The organism is Eisenbergiella tayi (assembly GCF_001881565.1).
GTDB classification, from domain to species: domain Bacteria; phylum Bacillota; class Clostridia; order Lachnospirales; family Lachnospiraceae; genus Eisenbergiella; species Eisenbergiella tayi.
Map to the genome: position 1 here is coordinate 744,659 of NZ_MPDJ01000005.1, position 20,432 is coordinate 765,090.

Genomic DNA, 20,432 nt, shown 5'->3' on the forward strand with positions numbered 1-20,432 from the left:
TGGCTCAGCCCAGTATTTCTCCCCGGTACTCGTTGGGAGACGCCCCGAAACGTCTGGCAAACACTGAACAGAAATAAGAACTGTTTTCATATCCCACCATCCGGCTGATTTCTTTTACCTTCAGCCTTCTGTCTCTGAGAAGTTCGCATGCCTTACCCATCCGGAATTCCACTATCCAGTCATTTATCGTGATCCCTTCACTCTCCTTAAAAAGGCTTCTTACGTAGTTAGGGCTCAGTCCGATATCTGCTGCCAGTTCCTCCAGACAGATGGAGTCTCCATAGTGGGCCTCCACAAACTGCTTCACGCTGCTCACCACGTACTCTCCCCGCCGGTTCTCCTCCTGTTTCCTGTCACTCAGCCTTCTGATGCCGGTCAGGCCGAATTCCAGGCAGAGCTTCCTGAGCGCTTCCGCATTCACCGCGCGGTAAATGTCGTTCCTCAGTTCTGCTTTGCCGGGAAAATCCGCATCCTTTTTCCGTGCCGCGCAGGCATCATAAAGCTCCGACAGGAAGAAACTCATTTCCTCCAGGACATAAAAACATTTTCTCGGTTTCTTATTCAGTTGATCCCAATATTCCAGTAAATACGTTTCCAGCTTATCCGCTTTCTTTTCCGGACACTGGGTATGAAGCAGTTCCTTCATCTCTCTCAGTATCCGGCCGTATATCTCCCTGTTTTCTTCCTCCCCCTCCGTAAGCGGGATTTCCTGCTTCAGTTCCTCGGAACTGATTACAGTGCCCCCCGGCACATAAAAAAGAAACTCCTGCAAACCTTCCAAATATCTGACCGTACCATAAAGCTGTTCAACCGAAAGCTTCTCCGGATAGAAAACCACGGCGGCATGCAGGCCCAGCTGCTCCAGCCTGGCACAGATACGCTCCGCGGATTCCCTGTAATCCACAAAGTAACGGACCAGAAAATAGGTACACCTTTTACCCCCCCCCCCGGATGGAATACACCACTTCAGACAGGCTGTTTTCCACCTGTTCTATCACCGTGTCGTCCAATCCGGCGGTTGTGGTAATCAGGCCGAACCACTCTTCCTTATCCCATTCACAGACATCCAGGAACTGCATGCATGCCTCTCTTCCGGTTTCCCCGTCATTGTCAATCACCCTGCACAGAAGCTTTTTCCCATATACTCTGACGGACATTTTAAGAAGCTCCTCCTTATGCAGAAGCTCCCTGACACGCTCCGCCGCCTTCCGTATCTTTTCAAAGGAAAAAGGCTTCAATATATAATCCACGGCCTCCACCTGAAGGGCCGCCTTGGCATATTCAAATTCATCATAGCCTGTAAGAAAAATGACCTTAGTGGTGCATCCGTCCGCATACAGCTGCTTCGCCAGTTCGATACCGTTCATAACCGGCATATGAATGTCCGTGATCATAACATCGGGCTTTAGCCTCAATGCCTTATCATAACCGTCTCTTCCGCCCCTCGCCGTATAAACCCGGTCAAAGCCAAGCTCATCCCATGCAATATAATCTCTGAGCGTTTCCAGTTCCAGTCTTTCATCATCAACAAGCAGCAGACTATACATTTTTCCCCCTATCTGCGCGTTCAGGCGCATACATAAAGCCGGATACCGGGAAAAAAGACCCCGGCCCCTATTCCAGGATATCCGATGAAACCAAATGGCAGTACGTTTCTCCGTCCTCGTCATACAGCTGGAATTCCCCTGCCACACAAACCTCCGTCCCGGCCTCCGGATAATCCGCAGGATCTTCGGAACCGTTTTCCAGGACAAACTCGATTCCCAGCTGGCAGCATGCCGTTGCATCCGCTATGATTACGGTAAAATAGTGTTTGCCTTCCTGATCCGGGCTTTCATAAACAGACATCTGCCCTTCCATTTTTATCTTTTTCCCCACATATTGTTCGGGGTAAACCATCATATTATAAACTTCCGAATATACCATGGTACTGCTCAGCTGCGTCAGATCCACGTCCACCGCGTCTTTGCCGGATACACCATTCCCCGCCGCAGTCTCAGCGGGAGCCGTGTTCAGCACATCCGCATCCATGTCCGCATTGATCTGTGCAGCATTCCATTCCGTTTCCTCCTGCTGCGCAGACGGCTCCTGCGATAAGAACACTTCCGGTGACTCTTCCTCCTTTCCGCAGCCTGCTGCGGCGCAGATGAAAAAAGCGCAAAGGGACAGACAGATACCTCTTTTTATCCTCATTATAAAAACCTCCGTTTATTCTGTTTTACAGTACAAAAATACAGGAGTGCCTGTTCCTTTCCTGAGAAAAGGTAAGCATACGCTCCTGAAAGGAGGTTTTTTCAATTATTCAGTCTCACCTTACGGCTTACCGGAGTATCACAATAAAGGCAGTCCGGCGCACCGGACAAAACCTGCATAAACAGAAAAACAGCCGGAATTACGGCCGCACATGCCGGAATTCCCGTACCGAGCTGCTTCAGATTCTGTTCCGCCTGACGAAGGCAGGCACAGATGGGGCAATTCCCTCCGGAGCAGTCATGCCCCGCTTCACGGATGAGGAAAAACGCGGAAAAAAGAGTGACCAGGATGAGCGTCACACAAAGCAGTCCGGAACCTGTTTTTTTCTTTTTATCCGCCATTCCTGATCCCTCCTTTCCCTTTATATCCTCTGTTTTACATAAACAGCTCTTTCCATTCCCTGCAGTAGCCCGCAAATTCATCATCCTGCGGGTTCACCTGCAGCACAAAACGAAGCCTTCCCTGCACGGAACAGATATAACGCTCTTTCTCCCAACGGATCCCCGTGTCCGCCTCCACTCTCTCAAGATGCGCGTCAATTCCGTATTTTTTGCAGTAATAGACCTCCTGCCGCAGCTTTTTCCGGTATTCCCGGGAAACCTGAAGCTTATCATTCACAACGATACCCGTTACCGACTGACGTACGTCCCCGGTAAGCAGCTTCGTCTTTTTTTCATTCAAAGTAAAACCCATGGCTTCCAGATAACTTCTTACCTTGCTGCATAGCGCGGCGGCATCAAAATCACCGGAAAAGGTCATATCATCACAGTATCTGGTATAAGCGATTCCCCGTTCCCGGCACCAGCCATCCATATATATGTCAAAGGGGCGCATCACCAGATTGGAAATGGCCGGGGATGCGGGCGAGCCCTGGGGCAGTCTCTCATTGCAGCAGCACAGGCTTGTGAGAAGCATCGCTGCCGCCGGGGGAAACAGGGTTTCGGGAAAAGCGGCTCCGTATACCCGGGGAAAAAGGATGCTGTCAAAAAAATGGCTGATATCCAGCTTCAGGACCAGCTTCTTTCCCAGATGGCAGGATGCATTCCCGCGGATGTCCGTCCCCTTGCGATACGCCTGGGCGCATGGGGATACCGGTCTTTCATCCAGCACATGATGCAGGATATTCCTCTGCACCCCTTTCAGAAGGCCGCAGGGAACAAGAAGCGTCCGTCTGCCTCCGTCTTTCTTATCTATTGTCACCCGGCGGTAATTCCTGCTCCCCCTGTTGCTGAGTGTATACAGGCAGGAGAGCTGTTTTTCCCGGCTCATTTTTTCTCCTCCGGGGATCAGCCGGAGAGACAGGATAAAATCCTGGCACTGTTCCCTGGTACAATATTTCCAAAGCGGTGAATTTCCCATAACAGGATTCCTTTCCGGATACCGATCTTATCTCTTATCCCCGCGGGCAATGAACCAAACAGGCATACGACGCTTCCTGCCTGCGGCGGGGTATTTGACTTACGTATGACGGCAGCAGCGCAATAAGCTGCCGGGCCGGAGGCCCGGTACAGCGTTGCATGGATATCCGGCCGACACAATACACCGATTCCGTAAGCTGCGGAAATGTACAGCCGAAGGCGGTGTGCACACGGAAGTGTGCTGATGTACCTTGGAGCAGCTTGCGGTCGCAGGAAACCTGCGTCCGCGCAGCCTGTTCTTCCCGGCGGGGACTCCCCGTCAGGCCGGAAAACTAATTTTCCGAATATGCTGTCAGCCGGATATGTTTTTTATTTTAGCATATAATCTATGTTTTTTCCATCTTCCGGTAATTTTCCTGCTTTTTTATTATTACAGGCAAGACGTGACCTGTGTTTCGTGTCCTTTACCGGCCGGTCTGCAGGTGCTTTATCTGTCTCCTTTGTATGCGGGCCGGCATATAATAAGTTATTAAGCAGAAAAAGGTGATATTTTATGGCTCAGGTTTCCAATGAAACAGAACTGGCTTCCGCACTCGCCGGTACCGATTCCTCCATTCAGCTGACAGCGGACATATCTGTTACGGCTGTTCTGAAAGTCCAACGTGACATAACTCTCAGCAGTCTTTCCCCCGATATTTATACACTGACCAAAGCAGCCTCCCTTTCCGATAATATGTTCCGCATTGATTCCGGTGGTTCTCTGCATCTGAACAGCATCCTTCTGGACGGAAACAGAGAAGCCCATTCTGAGGAGGATACCTCCAACCGTTCCCTGATACGGGTAAACGGCGGTTCCCTCTATCTTGAAGCCGCCTCCGTTCTGCGCAGCAATTATTCTGCTGCGGAAGGAGGCGGTGTCTATCTGCAGGCAAGCGATTCCTTCCCCAATTATCTGGAAATGAACGGTGATTCCCTGATCACGGACTGTGTTTCCAAAACCTCCGGAGGGGCAGCTGCCATGTTCTCCGGATCCGTCGGGGATAAAATAACGATAACCGGGCAGGCTTCCCTTACAGATAATTACGCCGCAAACGGCGGAGGTCTTTTCCTGCGTTCCCTGTCCGCATCCTATGGGAGCTTTCTTACCGTAGAAGAAGAAACCGTAATCCGGGATAACCACGCATCTTCCACCGGCGGCGGTATCTGCTTTTCCGGCTACCGAAACGGCGGCGGCCTCTCTTCTCTTCTTAAAATTACCGACAAAGCCCTGATCACAGCCAATACGGCGCATCATGGCGGCGGCATCTATTTTTACAGTTCTAATGAAGAAGATCTTCTGGATATTTCCATGGACGCAGCCCTCATCCGGAATACGGCCGACAATAACGGCGGCGCCATATGTATGGCAGCCGTTTTCGCCCCCGCCCGGATTACCCTGGACAATACGTCCATCCTGGAAAACCAGGCCGGGACCGGAGGCGCCCTCTACCTGCTTTCCGATTCCGGCTTTGCTCTTACGGCAGCCAACTGCACCCTGAGCCAGAACTCCGCCGTTTCCGGTTCATCGGGCAGCGGCGGCGGACTGTGGCTGCAAAACCGTTCCGACAGCCAGGAAGCCCTGCTTTCCTTTGCTTCCTGTAAACTGGAGAATAACACAGCCTCCGCCCAGGGCGGGGCTCTCGCTCTTTTTAACGGTACTTCTCCCTGCACATTCACGATGGAAGGATGCCAGGTAACGGGAAACAACGCCTCTTCCCACGGCGGGGGCCTGCTGTTTGGAATGAATGGAAACGGACAGCTGCAGCTTACAGACAGCAGTTTTACCGGTAATGAGGCCGGGAGCAGCGGAGGCGCTGTTTATTACAGCAACGGAAGCGGCGTTGGTACCATATCCGCCAATTCCGTAAGCTTTACAGGAAACCAGGCGGGTTATGAAGGCGGAGCGCTCCGTATTGCATCCGGATCCGGCACTCTCAGCACGACATTGGATGACTGTCAAATCACAGGAAATACTGCGCTCAATAACAGCGGCGGCGGGATATGGATAGGCGGGGCCGACAACAATCTCCGTCTCGTCAACCAGACTCTGACGGCAGATAATACTGCCCGTATCGGCAATGGGGGCGGGATCTACTGTAACACGGAAAATGGTTCGCTCACTCTGGACGGTACCGCAGAAATCCGCGGGAATCAGGCCGGGACGGAGGAAAGTGACTTCGGCGGACACGGCGGCGGGATATGCGCCGTACCCTGTCATATAACGCTGGATGCGGGAAGCAGCATTCATGATAACAAAGCCCTTCAATACGGCGGCGGCATCAGCCTGGCTGAGAATTCCGTGCTTGATGTAAACGGTGCACGGATCCTCTCCAACTCCGCCGGAAAGCAGGGCGGCGGGATCTGGAACCATGGCGGAAGCACCGTCCATATGGAGGCCGGGGATATTTCCCTGAATACGGCTGCTGTGGGAGGCGGCCTTTATAACGATATCGGTTCCCAGGTTTATATGACGCAGGCCGCTGCCTTTGGGCTTACCGGTTTTAATACCGCTTCTTCCCATGCACCCGGAGTTTACAATAACGGGGAATTCTATACAAAAGGGCAGAGGGATATCTCCAACGGCTTTTACATTGAGGATCGGGATGCCGTCGTTTTCCTGGAGGGCGCCCTCACTTCCGGTTCCATTCTTCAGCTGGATAATTCCGGATATGTTTCCCCCAACCCGGAAGGGAATCCCATTGTGGTGGGAGAAGGGACCGCAGACTATCCAATACTGACAGACAGTGATGCGCAAGCTTTCCGGAAGCCTCTCCAGGATTTCGACGGATGGGAAATCCGGCTGAGTGATGACCGAACCCAGATCTGGCTCGTTCCCACCCTCTATACCATACAGTATGAAAATCTGGAAGGAAGCAGCCATACGAACCCGGAAAGTTATACGGTCACCACACCGGATATCCATCTGACTCCTCCCACCCCAAGGCCGGGATATCGTTTTACCGGCTGGTATGATTCCCCGGTAAACGGCAGGAAGGTCACGGTAATTCCCCAGGGAAGTACCGGGGATTGGATCCTTTATGCCCGATGGGCTCCCGACAGGCCCAAAAAGCCCCGCCTGCCCAACCGGATCTGCAGGCCCGGTGACCCGCCGTGCTGCGCCAGCCGCCAAACGGGCAGGAGAACCTTCGCTTCTCTGCCTGCATATCCGTTTGCCTCCCCGCCTGCTGAAACAGGAAAACAGGGCTTTTCGGAGATTTTATTCTCCGAAAAGCCCTGCTGCTTCTTTTTTCCATATATCTGTCATTCCGCTGTTTCAGCTCCTACAGCATGGTGCTGCGCAGCTCTTCCGGGCTTTTTGCGCTCAGATAGGAGGGTGCGATATCAAATACGGTCCTGCAGCCGCTCTGGCCTTCCTGTCCCAGACGGTAAGCCGCCCTGGCGAAAGCCACGAGGACAGAAGAGGTAAAGGCGGGATTGGAATCCAGCTTCAGACTGTATTCAATCACATTGCCGTATTCCTCTTCCCAGCCGGTTTTTCCGCTGCGGATTACAAAGCCGCCGTGAGGAATGCCGCTGTGATCCCTTTCCATTTCCTCTGCACTGATAAAGTGCACCGTGGTGTCATAGTCGGCAAAATAATTCGGCATGGTCTTGATTTCTTCTTCGATACGCTCTTTATCCGCGCCTTCCTCAAGCACCACAAAGCATTCTCTCGTATGCTTCTGTCTGGTCGTCAGATCCGGATTCTCTCCCGCCCTGACACTGTCCAGCGCTTCCTTCACCGGGATGGTATACTGCCTGGCATCGGCCACACCTTCAATTCTGCGGACAGCATCGGAATGCCCCTGGCTGACGCCCTTCCCCCAGAAGGTATAATCCTTTCCCTGAGGAAGGATGGCGTTGGCATACAGACGGTTCAGAGAAAACATTCCCGGATCCCAGCCGCAGGATATGATTCCCACTTTTCCGCTCTTTTTCGCTTCCGCGTCCACAGCAGCGAAATGCTCCGGTATCTTCGCATGGGTATCAAAACTGTCTATCACATGGAAATACCCTGCAAATTCCGGGGTCTGTACGGGTAAATCCGTGGCGCTGCCGCCGCAGAGGATCAACACGTCGATTTTATCCTTCCAGTGAAACGCCTCTTCTATTTTACAGACCGGAACCCCCTCCGTCTGAATGGATACCGTCTTCGGATCACGCCTTGTAAAGACCGCCGCCAGTTCCATGTCCGGGTTCTGCCTGATGGCACATTCCACACCCCTGCCCAGATTGCCGTATCCCAGGATACCAATTCTTATACTCATCTTCATCCTCCTAGTTTCAGTCCTATACTTTGTTTTTCGTTGTTAAGTATATCGCTTTTCAGGCAGGATGCCAATACTTTTTCCTATGATTTTGCCGTAGGCAGCTTATCTTTCGTACATGGTAAGGTATGCTTTGGTGTTATCCACCATGGTGTCGAAGAGGCATTTTGCTTCATCCAGGCCAATTTCCATATTAGGATCCATGCAGAAGGCCTGGAAAGCCAGATCCAGATTTCTGGTGACGGCAGCCTCCACCGTCAGTTCCTGGACGCCGCAGACCCTGCTTACCAGCGGATAGATACTTTCCGGAAGCGCCCCTGCAAAAACAGGCCTTACGGAATCCGCGCAGAAATGGGCATTTGTTTCCACCACCGCACCCAGCGGCAGATTGGGTATCTGTCCATAGTTCGGAATATTCACATTGGTAACCAGATCACGCAGGCCCAGCAGGGAACGCATCTGCTGCACGCCTTCTTCGCCCGTCGTGTTAATGACCATCTCCTCTTCGCCCTTGTAAAGTCTTTCGCTTCTTGCCAGGCGGTTTTTCAGATCCTCTTTTCTCCAGGCCACGGGAGTGAGCTTAAAGCCCCAGGAATGAGCGGTATCCGGGTTCTTCAGATACCAGGAGCCGGGACAGAATTCTGCGAGATGACGATCTCCCGCCGCCGCTATGGCTCCGTATTTCAGGAAAAGATCCAGCTTCACCATTTCCAGGGAATCGAAAAACTTGTTCATCCAGTTTTCATCTGTCTTCTCTCCGAAGCCTGTATCCTTGTATTTCAGGGCGAATTCACGATATACCGGGAACAGATCGATATTCTTATACTGTGCTGAGGTCAGCCATGTAAAATGATTGACGCCCACCACATTGACACGGATATCCTCTCTCTGCGCATCTTTGATCTGCAGGATGTCCTCCAGTGCCTTCCCGAGAAGCTTCTGTGTTCCGAAAACCTCATGACAGCAGCCAAAGGCCTTGATTTCCGGGAAGGTACGGTACAGCGTCTTCACACATACGGTCATGGGATTGGTATAATTAATAACCCAGGCCTCAGGGCAGTATTCTTTAATCGCGCCTGCAATTTCTTCAAACATGGGTACCACGCGCAGCGCCCGGATCAGCCCCCCGGGGCCTGTTGTATCCCCAACCGACTGGTAAATGCCGTATTTTTCCGGAGCGTGTACATCGCTTTCCATTTCGTCAAAGGTGCCGGGAATAATGGAAATAACCACGAAATCCGCACCCTGCAGGGCTTCCCCTATGGTTTCCACCGCCTTGTAATCCCATGGAGACTTGCAGTCCTTAAGTTCCTTTACCTTATTTCCAATCACTTCATTTCTTTTGGCGGCTTCCTGATCAATATCATACAGATAAACACTTCCGCTCATGTCATCCGCCGCAGCCAGGTCACTCATCAGGCCCCATGCCCATCCGCGGGAACCGCCCCCTATGTAGGCAATCTTAAGATCCTCCGCTTTACCGTTTACATACCTCATACTGTTCCTCCTTCAGCCTGCTTTCCGCAGCATTTCTTATATCACTATACTAACACGCAAGAAATAAGAATACCGTAAAAAAAATGCTTTTCCACATCTAAAACCGTTCAAATATTGCTATTTGTTATCGATTTGTCTATAATAGGACTGAAGTACAAAAATAACAGGGCATCAGCTCCTTTGCTGTTCCGGCGAAAGGACGGCGCGCTGCTTTTCAGATAACGACGGAGGCTATGAAACCCTATGCTTCACACCGCATTTACCCCATATGAAGAATTTCTGGTGGAATATGTCCGGAATCCGGGAAGAAATGATATGAAGGTACAGCATTATCATGATACCTATGAATTCTATCTGCAGATGGCCGGCGAGCGTACCCTGATTCTCAACGATATCTGCTACACCCTACGGCCGGGAGATCTGTATATTTTAAAGCCCTTTGAAATCCATTATACCGAAAGCCGCGGTTCGGATTATTATGAACGTTATGTCATCAACCTACCGGCTTCTTTTCTTTATACCCTTCTGACAGAAGGGGAAACAAGGCTCCTTCTGGATAAGCTGGAATCCTGCGTCCTGCACCTTTCCCCGGAACAGGCTGCGGAGGCTCTGGGCTGCTTTCAGAGAGCGGAGCAGTTCCGCCGGAAAACCGGATTTCTGGCAGGCAAGCTGCTGTGTTCCTCTATCTTCCAGCTTCTTATGTTCCTGACGGAGCTGACGGAAAAAGCGGGACTGCCTGATATTCTGGAGGGAAAAAGCATTCAGCCGGAAATCGTAAAAGCGATCCACTACATTAACAGGCATTATCAGGAAAACCTTTCCCTGGAAGGCGCCGCCGAACTGGTCCACTTAAGCCGCTATCATTTCTGCCGCCTCTTTCATGAAGCCACAGGCGCCACTTTTCTGGAATATCTGTATAATGTACGGCTGGCTAAGGTGCATCAGCTCCTTCTCACCACCACGCTGCCGCTGGGAGATATCGCAGCCAAATGCGGCTTTGCCTCAACCGCCCATCTCTCCCGGGTTTTCCGGGAAGCCTACGGGATGTCTCCCCGAAGCTTCCGTAAGACGGCTTTATCCGGTTAAGGCCGCATGTTATGGGAAAATAACCAGACTCTCAATGGATTTTTCCATATCGATCACATAAACAACCTTGTTATCCTTTTTATAAATATCCTTTTCTATCCAGATACCGGAGGGTTCCATTTCCTCCGGGCTCTCGATTTTATCCTTATCTGTTGCAAATATGGCATAGGGCTCACCGGAAAAATGGATTCCCATCCGATACTTTCCCCATTCCGTAATGAGCACCATATCCCTGTTCTTCCCCCCTGCCTTCTCTTCTTCCAGCTCCACGACCGGAACAATATTTCCCTTGTAATTGCAGACTCCCGCAAAACAATCGGGCAGACAGGGAATTAAAGAAAGCTGCATCTGAATGCATAACTCCGTAATATATGGAATTTCCACAGCATAGCTTTTATTTTTTCCCGGAATGCAGAGAAGCTCTTTGCCAGTATAGGCTTCCATTGATATCCTCCCTCTCGTATCTGTTGATAACTGTTTCCGTATCCAGAGCGGCGCATATTTTGCCGTTTCCCATGATACTGCAGCCGCTGATCCCTGTTTTTTTCCGGAAATCCAGGCCGAATAAGGGCGGCAGCGGCTTTACCACGATACGCTTCTGCTCGTACATGGAATCCACCAGAATACAGCCTTCCTTTTCATTTCCCTTCATATAAATGACGATGGCATCTTCCGGCGTTTCCCCGTCCAGATGATAAAACCGGTGCAGATCAATCAGAGGGAGCATCCTGTCTTCATAAAGGATATAATCCCTTTCGTTAATGGTTTCTCTTTTTTCCCTGCTGCTCTCCCAATCCATGAACTGGAAAACATGACGGGCCGGCATGGAAAAACGGTAGCTTCCCACCTTAAACCGGATGCACTCCATAGTAGCCAGGGACAGGGGAACCACAATGGTAAAGGTTGTCCCTCTGCCGAATTCCGTATGGATATAAAGGTTTCCTCCCACACCCTCCAGGATATTTTTTACCACATCAAGCCCGACGCCTCTTCCCGAATATTCCGTCACCTGCTCATTTGTGGTAAAGCCCGGGCTGAAAATCAGCTCCTGTATTTCCTGGCTGTTATATTCCTCCTCAGGTCTGGTAAAAAGCCCCTTCTCTCTCGCACGTTCCCGTATTTTTAATTCGTCAATCCCTTTTCCGTCATCGCTGAGGGATAACCGAAGCTCTCCTACGGTGTTCTCCGCGGTAAAGGTAATCCTGCCTTTTCTGCTCTTTCCCGCCTCTTCCCTCTCCTGGGGGGATTCAATGCCGTGATCCACCGCATTGCGGATTATATGCATCAGTGCCTCGGAAACATACTCCACCACACTTTTATCCGCCTCCAGATCCTCACAGTGAAGAATCAGTTCCGCTTCCTTTCCCTGATCCCTGCAGATATCTCTTAATATGCGGCGCAGCTTGGGTACGATTTTATTTACGGGAACCAGACGCATTTCCATCACGGTTCTTTCCATCTCACTGATCAGCCGGTTGATCTGATGTGCGGTCCCCTCTTTGATATCCTCCAGGCCATGCTTCTCCAGCTCCGTATCCAGCGTAAGCATATGAAGCATCAGCTCCCCTGACAGATTCTGCAGGCGGTCCAGACGATCGGAACGTACATTAAAAAATTCCGCTTCCTTGTTTTCCCCGGAATTCCCTTTATCCTCCGGCTTCTGCTTTTCCTGCTGCGCGCTTTCCTCCGCAGCCGACGGCTGATCGTCCTGCAAAATACTGCATTCCGCGACAAAAAGACCCTTCTTCAGACTTTCCAGCACCTCATCCCTGTGCTCGGATTCAAACCGGATAAATACCCCGTTTTCACTGATAAAACCGCTGCCCTCCCCGGATTTGTCCAAATCCCCGGGCCAGGTTTCCACACACGTACACAGATTTCCTATCTGCCTGACCAGCATAAAGGCCCTGATATTCTCCATCTTGCATCCGTTTTCAAAAAAGATGCGCACTACCGTACCCTTTTTTCCGGTCAGCGCTTCCGGGACTGCCGCCGGCGGACGTATCGGCATTTTTTCCGTTTCTTCCGTTTTTTCCTCTTCCGCCCCGTCCGGTTCCTCTTCTCCGGCTTTATTCAGATAAGCATCTGTTCTTTCTTCTATTTCCGCCGTACCGGAAGGCTGATACTCCTCCTGAGACATCCTTCCCAGTTCCGCTTCTATGTGATCGGAGGCTGCGAACAACAGATCAAAAAGCTCCGGTTCCGCCTTTTCTATTTTTCCGTAGGTTTCTCTGTAATAACCAAAAAGATCCTCAAGCTTGTGGGCCATGGAAGACAATTCCTGAAGCCCCATCATCGCGGAAGAACTCTTTATGGTGTGCATGATGCGGAAAATACTGTGAATATCTTCTTCCGCAAATGCATTCTTTTTTTCTGCTTCCAATAATACCGCGCTTAACTGCCCGGTCAGCTGTCTGGTTTCCAGAAGGTAAACCTCCAGCATATCTTCGGCATCCGCATCAAAATATCCCATTATTTTCTCCGCCTGCTAATTATTTTCAAACCAGATACTGCAGTTTTTTCCGGAACGCTTTCCTCTGTACAGCGCCTTGTCCGCACAGTTGATGCTCTCCTCAATTCCATCCTGCTCCCGATAAGTATGGAGTCCCAGGGTCAGGCTGCACTTGAACTGTACATTGTTATAAAAAAACGGGAACTGTTCCACCTCTTTCCGTATTCCTTCGCTGATACCGAAGGCCTCATCCCTGGTCACGTCAAACAATATGATAAGGAATTCCTCACCGCCCCAGCGGACCACCTTATGTTTGCGGCAGCTTCCCTCCAGAATATTGGCAATGCAGACAAGAGCCATATCACCTGCATCATGGCCGTATGTATCATTTATTTTCTTAAAGTCATCAATGTCGGCAAGAATGAGTACATTCTGGGTCTGCTCCCTGTTGTGATCCTTGATGTCATCCACCAGATCCCCCACCACATACCGGCGGTTATACAGTCCTGTCAGGCCGTCCCTGAAAGCCATATAATTCAATTTTTCCATGTTGGAACGAAGTTCACGGTTCTGACGGTTCAGCTCATCCTTCTGCTGTTTCAGCTGGAGGTGGGCGCGTACTCTGGACAAAAGCTCTCCCCTGACAAAGGGCTTCTTAATATAGTCACAGGCCCCTTTTGAAAAACCTTTTACCACATCGTCATCCTTATCCTTGGATGTGAGGAACAGAATCGAAGCTCCATTCTGATCCACCGCCTTCAGCCTGTCAAAAAGCGTATACCCGTCAGCATCAGGCAGCACCACATCCAGCAGTATGAGATCCGGCTGGTACTGCTTCACCATGGCCTCCGCCTCTTCTCCTGTATGGGCCTCCGTGATAAAAATATTCTCTTCCTTTAAGGATGCTTTGATCTGTTCACAGATGAGCAGACTGTCGTCCACAATAAGCACAATATGTCCGTTTCGAGTTTCCATAACTAACCTCCGTATTTTCTACAGAACCACCGTTTCCTGTCTCACCGTTCTGACTTCCAGTTTACCGTCCCCGGCGAAGAACAAAATCGTCCTGCCATAATTTTTCCCCGTATTTTCGGCCACGAGCCTTATGCCTTCCTTTTCCAGGGCAAGCTTCACAGCCGCAACATTCTGCTCCCCTATTTCCCACTGCCGGGAAGCCGTCTCAAACATTTTCGCCCCGCCCGCTATTTTAGCGGTTATCCTTTTCCTGGATGCACCGGCCCTCTCCATCTCACGTATCAGCTCTTTCACCCCTTCATCCGCAAATTTATAGGGATTCTCCCTGCTGACCGCCGACTCTTTTCCCGGAAGGACGATATGGGCCATGCCTGCAATTTTTTTATCTCTGTCATACATACAGACTCCCACACAGGAGCCCAGGGCATAAGAAATAAGTATCTGCTGGTTTACGGCAGTTTTTCCTTCCCCGATTCCTACTGAAATTTTATCCATGATGTCACTCCCTGAGCCTTTGAAGCATCATTTCCAGCGCTTCCGGCTCCGGCAGGAACAATATCCGGCCGGAAAAAGCCTTTCCTCCCATGCGGAAAATGTTATCTATCACCAGAATGTCCTCACTCACCCTCGAATAATGGGCCACAGGGACACTCAGAATAGCGAGCCCCATATCGATGCTCATACTGGGCACCGTCACTTCCATTTTCAGATCCAACACCCCGGAAAGAGCGCAGATATAAGAACCGCACATAATATTCCCAAGCTCACATATGAGCGAACGCTCCATTTCATCCAGGCTCAGAAGATTTCTCTCCTCTTCCCCCAAAACCGTGTCCAGGACCTCCCTGGTAAAGGTCTCGTCCAGAAGGAATAAAAACAATCCGTTCAGTTCCCCCCTGACCCCCACAATAATTCCTGTCATCAACTCTTCCGCCTCCGGCAGGAGAGAACAGCAGTCCTGATATTTCATAATCTGCAGTCCCGGCACTTCGATATCCACAGGCTCCATCAGCATATGGGAGAGAGACGTTACCGCATTTCCTGTACCGATATTGCCCAGCTCCCTCAAAAAATCCCTGGATATTTCATCTAAATCCGAATATTGATTCATAGCCTCCCCTTTTCAGCCGGTTTTTTAGAATTCAAACTGCTCCACCATTTCCTTCAGCACCTGAGCCTGGGCGGACAGCTCTTCACTCGCCGCCGCACTTTCCTCAGAGGTGGCGGAATTACCCTGTACGATTTCGGAAATCAGCTCTATGCTCTTCCGAATCTGGGCAAGGGCATCCGACTGCTGCACGCAGACCTCGGAAATTTCCTCAACCATACTGTTTACCTTCTGCGCACCCGTCACCGATTCCTTTAAGGCCTCTGCCGTGGCTTCCGCAGATTCTATTCCCACATCCACTGCTTCCGAATTCTTATCAATCAGTTCCGCCGTCAGCTGGGATGCTGAGGTCGTCTTCGCAGCCAGCCTGCGTATTTCACCGGCCACTACGGAAAAGCCTCTGCCGGCCTCTCCGGCCCTTGCCGCTTCCACGGAAGCATTCAAAGCCAGTATATTGGTCTGGAACGCAATATCCTCAATTTCCTTAACAATCTTATTGATCTCCCTGGAATTTGTCTTCACATGCCCCACGGCCTGTGTCAGTTCCTGCATCTTTTTGTCGCTGTCCCTGAGACTGTTTCCCACCGTGTTGGAAAGCTTGCTGGATTCTACCGCGTTCTGCGCATTATCCCTGACCCGGTCTCCGATCTCATTGATACTCACAGCCAGTTCTTCCACTGAGCCGGCCTGTTCTGCCGCGCCCCGCGCCAGTGTCTGGGCTCCGTTGGCCACCTGTTCCGCACCTCCTGATACAAGCTCGGCACTGCTGCCTATCTGCTGCAGGGATTCCCTTAAAAGGCTGGAAATTTCATTCATCGCTTCTCCCAGCGCAACAAAATCCCCCTTGAATTCCACCTCCGAATGATAATTCAGCTTACCCTTCCCCAGGGCAGACAGTCCTTTTTTGACCTCTGTCACGTATAAGTTAAGGGCTTCTGTGGTATTCCTGATATCCTCCGCCAGCTGGCCCAGCTCATTTTGTGAAAAATAAGAAAGCTTGGTAGTAAGCCGGCCGTTAGCAATGTCATTGGCTGCCTTCTTCACCTCATTTACGGGACGTATCACGCTCCTGGTTATGAGGATGCATATGATAATAGTAAAGCCAATGCTGACAGCGGCCAGAAGAAGAAGGAATATAATCATCCGTTCATTCATTTTCTTTCCTTCAGCCAGACGCCCCACCGCATCCTGTGCAGACAAATCAATAACCTTCGTGAGCGTATCCTTTACCTCATTAAACTTGGGTGCATACTGACTGACATATAAGTTAAGGGCCTCCTCATCTTTTCCCTGATCCCTGAGACCCAGAACCTTCGTCCTTATCACATTCAGCTCCTCATACTGGACCTCCAGCTCGGAAACCTTTTCCGCTCCGCTTATGTAACCGGTAGTCAGCTGCTTAAGCTGTTTTTCTATTTCCGCAACATTCTGACTGGTCTTTTCCAGATACTCCTCTTCATCTACCACATCCTCCGTTGAAATGAGGAGTGTGACATTCTTCCCCACCGACTGCAGGTTGGCAATCATCCACAACGAGCTCTCCACATTAGCGAAGGGTTCGTCATACAGAAGCTGTGTCCGTTCGTTCATGGAATTAATATTGGCTATCACGGTAATAATCGTAACGATATATAAGAAGATAATAATAGCGAATGCTGCTACCAGTTTTCCGCCTATTTTCATATCCTCAAACTTTTTCTTCATCCTTCTGCTTCCTTTCATCAGAGGCGGGGCTTGCCGCACCTGCGCGTTTTATTCTTTCAGCTCTCTATCGCATTCCGGACAATTCTCCGGAATTCATCCGGCCTGAAAGGCTTTACAATAAAATCCTTAGCCCCCAGCATCACTGCCTGCTGGATCATCTGCTCCTGCCCTACGGCCGAACACATTACGATTCTGGACTGCGGATCCTCCCTCTGAATTTCTTCCAGCACCTCAATACCCGATATTCCCGGCATAGTGATATCCAGAAGCACAAGATCCGGCTTATATATCGCATACATCTCCAGAGCCTTCTCCCCGTCGCACGCCTCGATTATATCCGTATATCCGCATTCCTGCAGATTTTTGCATATCACCTTCCTCATGAACATGGCATCATCCACCACCATTATTTTCTTCCCCATATGTGCTCCTTCACCAAATCCTTCCTTATTCCTTTTTCTTCCTGTAAACAGCCGGATATACCGGTTCCAGCCTTGTTTCCTTTATCGTCAGCAGCTCCGCGTGCCCGATCAGCAGATATCCTCCTTTTTTAAGTGCATCCTCAAGATTCTTTATGAGTCTGTTCCTGGATATTCTGTCAAAATATATCATTACATTCCGACACAGGATGATATCAAATCTCTCCGACGCCGGCATGGGTTCCATAAGATTGCGTCTCTGGAAACGGACACAGGACTTTAATTCCTCATCCACCCGGAAGGTTCTGCCGCTCGTGTCCCCGCAGTACTTCCTTCTCCATTCCGGAGGAAGGCCTTCCAGCTCCTTTACCGGATATTCCCCGTCCCGGGCCTTGTCCAAGACCTTCCCGGAGATATCGGTAGCCAGAATTCTGGCCCTTAATGTCACATTCCGTATCCGCTTATATTCCTCCAGGGTCATACCCAGAGTATAGCATTCTTCCCCTGTGGAACACCCCGCACACCAGATATCCAGAGCGCCGGACACCGAATGCCCCAGCAGCTCCGGCAGGATTGCATCCTGAAGCCGTTCAAAGTGATCCGCTTCCCTGTAAAAATAGGTATAATTGGTGGTGAGATGATTGACCATCTCTCCCGCCATTTCACCGCTCCGATCCTGATGCACCATATCCAGATATCCGGCAAAGGAATCCAAACCGTAACGCTCCAGAATCTTGGACATACGGCATTCGATCAACACCTTTTTTTTCTCCAGATTGATACCGTATTCGTCACGCATATACTGCACGATATCGGAGAATTCCTTATCCTTAAGCCTAATCAATTTTTCTCTCCCAAACCCCGGGTATGATACCTTCCAGCTCTTCCCGATCCACGTTTTCTTCTCCTAATGACTGCGCTCCGATTCCCAGAAGCCGCTCTCCCGCCCTGATGATAATCCCGCAGGGAGCTTCTTCCACGGTTCCTTCCCGATAAAAAACAACCAGTTCATTTCCATAAACGGAAAGGCCCAGGATATTATCCTCCGCCTCCGGAACAGGCCAGACCTCCGGCCTCGTCAGAATCGTTTCTATCTGGTCTTTCTCTATATAAACCTTTTTGCCGCCTGTATCCGCCGTAATATATTCCATCAGGCTTCCTCCTTCCGCCAGGGCCGGAGTTCATCCACATCCAGCAGATAGGCCAGCACCTTCCGCCCATCCTCCAGCTGCGTTTCGTGGGCAGCACACAAATACCGGTTCTTCTTCACTCGCACCGGCTCTGTCAATTCCCACAACTGCCCTTCGGCTATATCCCGGAAACCCAGAATTTCCGCTGCCGGGACACCAAGCTTTTCCTCTTTGCAGTTGATGAGAATACAATATTTGTTTTTGCTGTTTTTTCCGCTTTCCGCCCACAGATCTATAAATTCAGTCTCCGGTTCTCTTTCTTCCGGCAGGGAATTTTCAATCACTTTGTCTACAAATGGGAGGGGAATAAGGAAAAAGAAATTTTCCAGGACAAAAAAAATGCAGCGGTCCTTCTGTTCCCTCATATCTTCCGCCTTTTCTTTTTAATTGAATTGTATTCTAATAATACTTTATCGGAGGGAAAAACTCAAGTGCAGATGTGAAATATGGAGTAAAAAAATAAATTTTTTTGATAATTTTTGTGTAATGTTGAAAGATTATGGGATATGTTGGAAGAAAAAGGTTATAATGCGGGGCAGGCATTATAACCTTTTGGGTTTAGATAATATGCAGTTGGATTAATAGGATGTTTGCGTTTAATGAATGTATTTTTATGGTTTCCTTTGAGGTTTTGGCGGGTATTGTTCCTAAGGATATTATTGTGTCGATGGTGTCTTTATGGAATGCTGTTGTTACTAGGCTGCCGGATTTCAGGCTTAAAAGCATGCAGGATTTGCAGATACCATTTATATGACTCCTTCAGTCTGTTAAAACAGCCGTAATTATTTCAGGCCGGCCTGTTTCATATCTCAGTCCTTTAAGTCCAGCACCTTCCTCACGCTTCGATAAATTTTCAAACCATCCCTTTTCCCAAATCGTTTTAATGTATTGAGATAAATAATTTTACGTTCCGGCTGCTCGCTTATGATATTCTGAACTTCCTCCGCTGTTTCTGCAAACTCAGTCTCCGCAAGGGCATTATGGATTAATGATTTCATACGGTTACGTTTCTTATATGCGGATAATTCAGCTTCAATACTCACCCTTTTTAAACGCTGTCTGACATGATATGTCCGTTCGTTCCTTTCCTGAGCTTCATGAATACATTTCTCGATCGTGGAATCAAGAATGACTGTATGCTTCTCATCCGAACAATACCGCCAAAAGTCGGCAACTCCCTTAAATCCCTGATCCTTACTGACGATTGCGGCCTTACCTGCGTATCCGTTTCCAAAAATTCTGCCCAATTCAGATGCTATATAGAAATCAAGTGAATTCTTGCCTGCCCTGAATAATTTATATCCTCTGCATACGCAGCCGGAAGCAAATATATCCGACATGAAGCCGGATTCCGCCTTGTCAGAGGATTCGCTGTAAAATATGGTTACCGTATCTTCCGGAAGGAGAAAGGAAGCGCCTCTCAGGCCTGCGCTTCCTGTGTTTTCAAAATCTATCATGAATTGCATACGCCGCCCTCACTCATATTTTATATGATGGTTTTCCTATATGTATATAGTCTACTTCAGAGCCAGGCGGTTGTCATTGAATTCAAAATTCAAGAGACAGCATTTTCATTCATGTAAAGAAAGTATGTCCAAATACGTTTCTGTCTGTTGTTCAAACATTTCATGACCATATATCTGCTGTCTTCCTCTCTGTTTCCAATAAGCAGGCGGTCCACCGGTACCTGGAGCAGGGCACTCAAAGCATATAGATTATCAACGGATGGGATATTAATGCCATCAAACCAGCGGTAAATTGTCTGAATACAGGAAAGCGACAGATATTGCTGGATATCTTTTATTGTATAACCCTTGTTTTTAATTAACTGCTTTAACTGTTTACCGGTTTTCACTTTATCAATTACAGGATATTGCGGCATTTAAGACTCCTTTCTTTATATATATGTAATAGTTAAATGTAAAACTCCATACCCCGTATGAAAATAGAATATTTCATTCTTAAAAAGTAACTCATTATTGGTGATAATAAAATTGAATTATCAAAATAAATTCATAACATTCATCAAAAAGAGAGTGTACCTATATGATACCATACAAACAACTTTTTATAGTATACTTTT

At 49.4% G+C, this 20,432-nt stretch carries 20 protein-coding genes and 1 pseudogene; 2 read left to right on the top strand and 19 right to left on the bottom strand.

Annotated features, from left to right (window positions below; all coding sequences use genetic code 11):
* Positions 1-4: 4 nt before the first annotated feature.
* From BLA28_RS21350 to BLA28_RS21370, 5 genes are all read right to left on the bottom strand, one after another.
* A complete protein-coding gene (locus tag BLA28_RS21350; RefSeq protein ID WP_025492894.1) occupies positions 5-904 on the bottom strand; it encodes a helix-turn-helix transcriptional regulator in 900 nt (299 codons plus the stop codon).
* A gap of 31 nt (positions 905-935) precedes the next feature.
* Complete coding sequence (locus BLA28_RS21355; RefSeq protein ID WP_169897284.1) at positions 936-1,547, bottom strand: response regulator; 612 nt, start codon at positions 1,545-1,547, stop codon at positions 936-938.
* 67 nt (positions 1,548-1,614) lie between these two features.
* Entirely contained in the window at positions 1,615-2,193 is a 579-nt protein-coding gene (locus tag BLA28_RS33855) for a hypothetical protein (RefSeq protein WP_050018988.1), read from the bottom strand.
* 101 nt (positions 2,194-2,294) lie between these two features.
* Positions 2,295-2,594, bottom strand: a complete 300-nt coding sequence (locus BLA28_RS21365) for a hypothetical protein (RefSeq protein WP_071699400.1) — start codon at positions 2,592-2,594, stop codon at positions 2,295-2,297.
* A 34-nt stretch (positions 2,595-2,628) separates the two neighbouring features.
* Complete coding sequence (locus tag BLA28_RS21370; protein WP_071699401.1) at positions 2,629-3,612, bottom strand: reverse transcriptase family protein; 984 nt, start codon at positions 3,610-3,612, stop codon at positions 2,629-2,631.
* 2,505 nt (positions 3,613-6,117) lie between these two features.
* On the opposite strand from BLA28_RS21370, the pseudogene BLA28_RS34265 reads away from it, so the two are divergent.
* A pseudogene (locus BLA28_RS34265) lies at positions 6,118-6,696 on the top strand (InlB B-repeat-containing protein); the annotation flags it as partial.
* 235 nt (positions 6,697-6,931) lie between these two features.
* On the opposite strand, the gene BLA28_RS21385 reads toward BLA28_RS34265, so the two are convergent.
* Positions 6,932-7,918, bottom strand: a complete 987-nt coding sequence (locus tag BLA28_RS21385; protein ID WP_044972538.1) for a diaminopimelate dehydrogenase — start codon at positions 7,916-7,918, stop codon at positions 6,932-6,934.
* Positions 7,919-8,023: 105 nt separating this feature from the next.
* Entirely contained in the window at positions 8,024-9,415 is a 1,392-nt protein-coding gene (locus BLA28_RS21390) for a family 4 glycosyl hydrolase (RefSeq protein WP_069158739.1), read from the bottom strand.
* Between the two features lie 243 nt (positions 9,416-9,658).
* Here BLA28_RS21390 and BLA28_RS21395 point away from each other — a divergent pair, with 243 nt between their 5' ends.
* Positions 9,659-10,501, top strand: a complete 843-nt coding sequence (locus BLA28_RS21395) for an AraC family transcriptional regulator (RefSeq protein WP_044972536.1) — start codon at positions 9,659-9,661, stop codon at positions 10,499-10,501.
* 9 nt (positions 10,502-10,510) lie between these two features.
* Here the strand turns inward: BLA28_RS21395 and BLA28_RS21400 are convergent, their stop codons facing one another.
* The 12 genes from BLA28_RS21400 to BLA28_RS21455 all read right to left on the bottom strand — a co-directional run bounded on the left by BLA28_RS21400 (position 10,511) and on the right by BLA28_RS21455 (position 20,231).
* Positions 10,511-10,945 (bottom strand): chemotaxis protein CheW, encoded by a 435-nt coding sequence (locus BLA28_RS21400; RefSeq protein WP_069158738.1) that lies wholly within the window; start codon positions 10,943-10,945, stop codon positions 10,511-10,513.
* Entirely contained in the window at positions 10,896-12,974 is a 2,079-nt protein-coding gene (locus BLA28_RS21405; protein WP_069158737.1) for a chemotaxis protein CheA, read from the bottom strand. The genes BLA28_RS21400 and BLA28_RS21405 overlap by 50 nt, the downstream gene beginning before the upstream one ends.
* A gap of 15 nt (positions 12,975-12,989) precedes the next feature.
* Positions 12,990-13,928, bottom strand: a complete 939-nt coding sequence (locus BLA28_RS21410) for a GGDEF domain-containing response regulator (RefSeq protein ID WP_016360158.1) — start codon at positions 13,926-13,928, stop codon at positions 12,990-12,992.
* Positions 13,929-13,946: 18 nt separating this feature from the next.
* Positions 13,947-14,423 (bottom strand): chemotaxis protein CheD, encoded by a 477-nt coding sequence (locus BLA28_RS21415; RefSeq protein ID WP_009254684.1) that lies wholly within the window; start codon positions 14,421-14,423, stop codon positions 13,947-13,949.
* A gap of 4 nt (positions 14,424-14,427) precedes the next feature.
* Positions 14,428-15,039 (bottom strand): chemotaxis protein CheC, encoded by a 612-nt coding sequence (locus tag BLA28_RS21420; RefSeq protein ID WP_009254685.1) that lies wholly within the window; start codon positions 15,037-15,039, stop codon positions 14,428-14,430.
* Positions 15,040-15,063: 24 nt separating this feature from the next.
* Positions 15,064-16,740 (bottom strand): methyl-accepting chemotaxis protein, encoded by a 1,677-nt coding sequence (locus BLA28_RS21425; RefSeq protein ID WP_009254686.1) that lies wholly within the window; start codon positions 16,738-16,740, stop codon positions 15,064-15,066.
* A 56-nt stretch (positions 16,741-16,796) separates the two neighbouring features.
* A complete protein-coding gene (locus BLA28_RS21430) occupies positions 16,797-17,162 on the bottom strand; it encodes a response regulator (RefSeq protein WP_071699403.1) in 366 nt (121 codons plus the stop codon).
* Between the two features lie 25 nt (positions 17,163-17,187).
* The gene (locus tag BLA28_RS21435; protein WP_071699404.1) at positions 17,188-18,003 is read right to left on the bottom strand and encodes a CheR family methyltransferase; all 816 of its coding nucleotides are present in this window, start codon (positions 18,001-18,003) and stop codon (positions 17,188-17,190) included.
* Positions 17,996-18,310 (bottom strand): hypothetical protein, encoded by a 315-nt coding sequence (locus tag BLA28_RS21440; RefSeq protein WP_009254689.1) that lies wholly within the window; start codon positions 18,308-18,310, stop codon positions 17,996-17,998. Before BLA28_RS21440 ends, BLA28_RS21435 begins: the two co-directional genes overlap by 8 nt.
* Complete coding sequence (locus BLA28_RS21445) at positions 18,310-18,714, bottom strand: hypothetical protein (protein ID WP_071699405.1); 405 nt, start codon at positions 18,712-18,714, stop codon at positions 18,310-18,312. Before BLA28_RS21445 ends, BLA28_RS21440 begins: the two co-directional genes overlap by 1 nt.
* A gap of 444 nt (positions 18,715-19,158) precedes the next feature.
* Positions 19,159-19,815 (bottom strand): PIN domain-containing protein, encoded by a 657-nt coding sequence (locus BLA28_RS21450; RefSeq protein ID WP_071699406.1) that lies wholly within the window; start codon positions 19,813-19,815, stop codon positions 19,159-19,161.
* Positions 19,816-19,904: 89 nt separating this feature from the next.
* Complete coding sequence (locus BLA28_RS21455; RefSeq protein WP_071699407.1) at positions 19,905-20,231, bottom strand: helix-turn-helix domain-containing protein; 327 nt, start codon at positions 20,229-20,231, stop codon at positions 19,905-19,907.
* Positions 20,232-20,432: the final 201 nt, after the last annotated feature.

Bases quoted from the DNA above. Each gene is read 5' to 3' on its own strand.
- BLA28_RS21385 (WP_044972538.1), bottom strand. From the start codon at position 7,918: ATGAGTATAAGAATTGGTATCCTGGGATACGGCAATCTGGGCAGGGGT.
- BLA28_RS33855 (WP_050018988.1), bottom strand. From the start codon at position 2,193: ATGAGGATAAAAAGAGGTATCTGTCTGTCCCTTTGCGCTTTTTTCATC.
- BLA28_RS21405 (WP_069158737.1), bottom strand. From the start codon at position 12,974: ATGGGATATTTTGATGCGGATGCCGAAGATATGCTGGAGGTTTACCTT.
- BLA28_RS21355 (WP_169897284.1), bottom strand. From the start codon at position 1,547: ATGTATAGTCTGCTGCTTGTTGATGATGAAAGACTGGAACTGGAAACG.
- BLA28_RS21425 (WP_009254686.1), bottom strand. From the start codon at position 16,740: ATGAAGAAAAAGTTTGAGGATATGAAAATAGGCGGAAAACTGGTAGCA.
- BLA28_RS21420 (WP_009254685.1), bottom strand. From the start codon at position 15,039: ATGAATCAATATTCGGATTTAGATGAAATATCCAGGGATTTTTTGAGG.
- BLA28_RS21415 (WP_009254684.1), bottom strand. From the start codon at position 14,423: ATGGATAAAATTTCAGTAGGAATCGGGGAAGGAAAAACTGCCGTAAAC.
- BLA28_RS21430 (WP_071699403.1), bottom strand. From the start codon at position 17,162: ATGGGGAAGAAAATAATGGTGGTGGATGATGCCATGTTCATGAGGAAG.
- BLA28_RS21395 (WP_044972536.1), top strand. From the start codon at position 9,659: ATGCTTCACACCGCATTTACCCCATATGAAGAATTTCTGGTGGAATAT.
- BLA28_RS21445 (WP_071699405.1), bottom strand. From the start codon at position 18,714: ATGAGGGAACAGAAGGACCGCTGCATTTTTTTTGTCCTGGAAAATTTC.
- BLA28_RS21450 (WP_071699406.1), bottom strand. From the start codon at position 19,815: ATGCAATTCATGATAGATTTTGAAAACACAGGAAGCGCAGGCCTGAGA.
- BLA28_RS21400 (WP_069158738.1), bottom strand. From the start codon at position 10,945: ATGGAAGCCTATACTGGCAAAGAGCTTCTCTGCATTCCGGGAAAAAAT.
- BLA28_RS21440 (WP_009254689.1), bottom strand. From the start codon at position 18,310: ATGGAATATATTACGGCGGATACAGGCGGCAAAAAGGTTTATATAGAG.
- BLA28_RS21455 (WP_071699407.1), bottom strand. From the start codon at position 20,231: ATGCCGCAATATCCTGTAATTGATAAAGTGAAAACCGGTAAACAGTTA.
- BLA28_RS21390 (WP_069158739.1), bottom strand. From the start codon at position 9,415: ATGAGGTATGTAAACGGTAAAGCGGAGGATCTTAAGATTGCCTACATA.
- BLA28_RS21410 (WP_016360158.1), bottom strand. From the start codon at position 13,928: ATGGAAACTCGAAACGGACATATTGTGCTTATTGTGGACGACAGTCTG.
- BLA28_RS21365 (WP_071699400.1), bottom strand. From the start codon at position 2,594: ATGGCGGATAAAAAGAAAAAAACAGGTTCCGGACTGCTTTGTGTGACG.
- BLA28_RS21370 (WP_071699401.1), bottom strand. From the start codon at position 3,612: ATGGGAAATTCACCGCTTTGGAAATATTGTACCAGGGAACAGTGCCAG.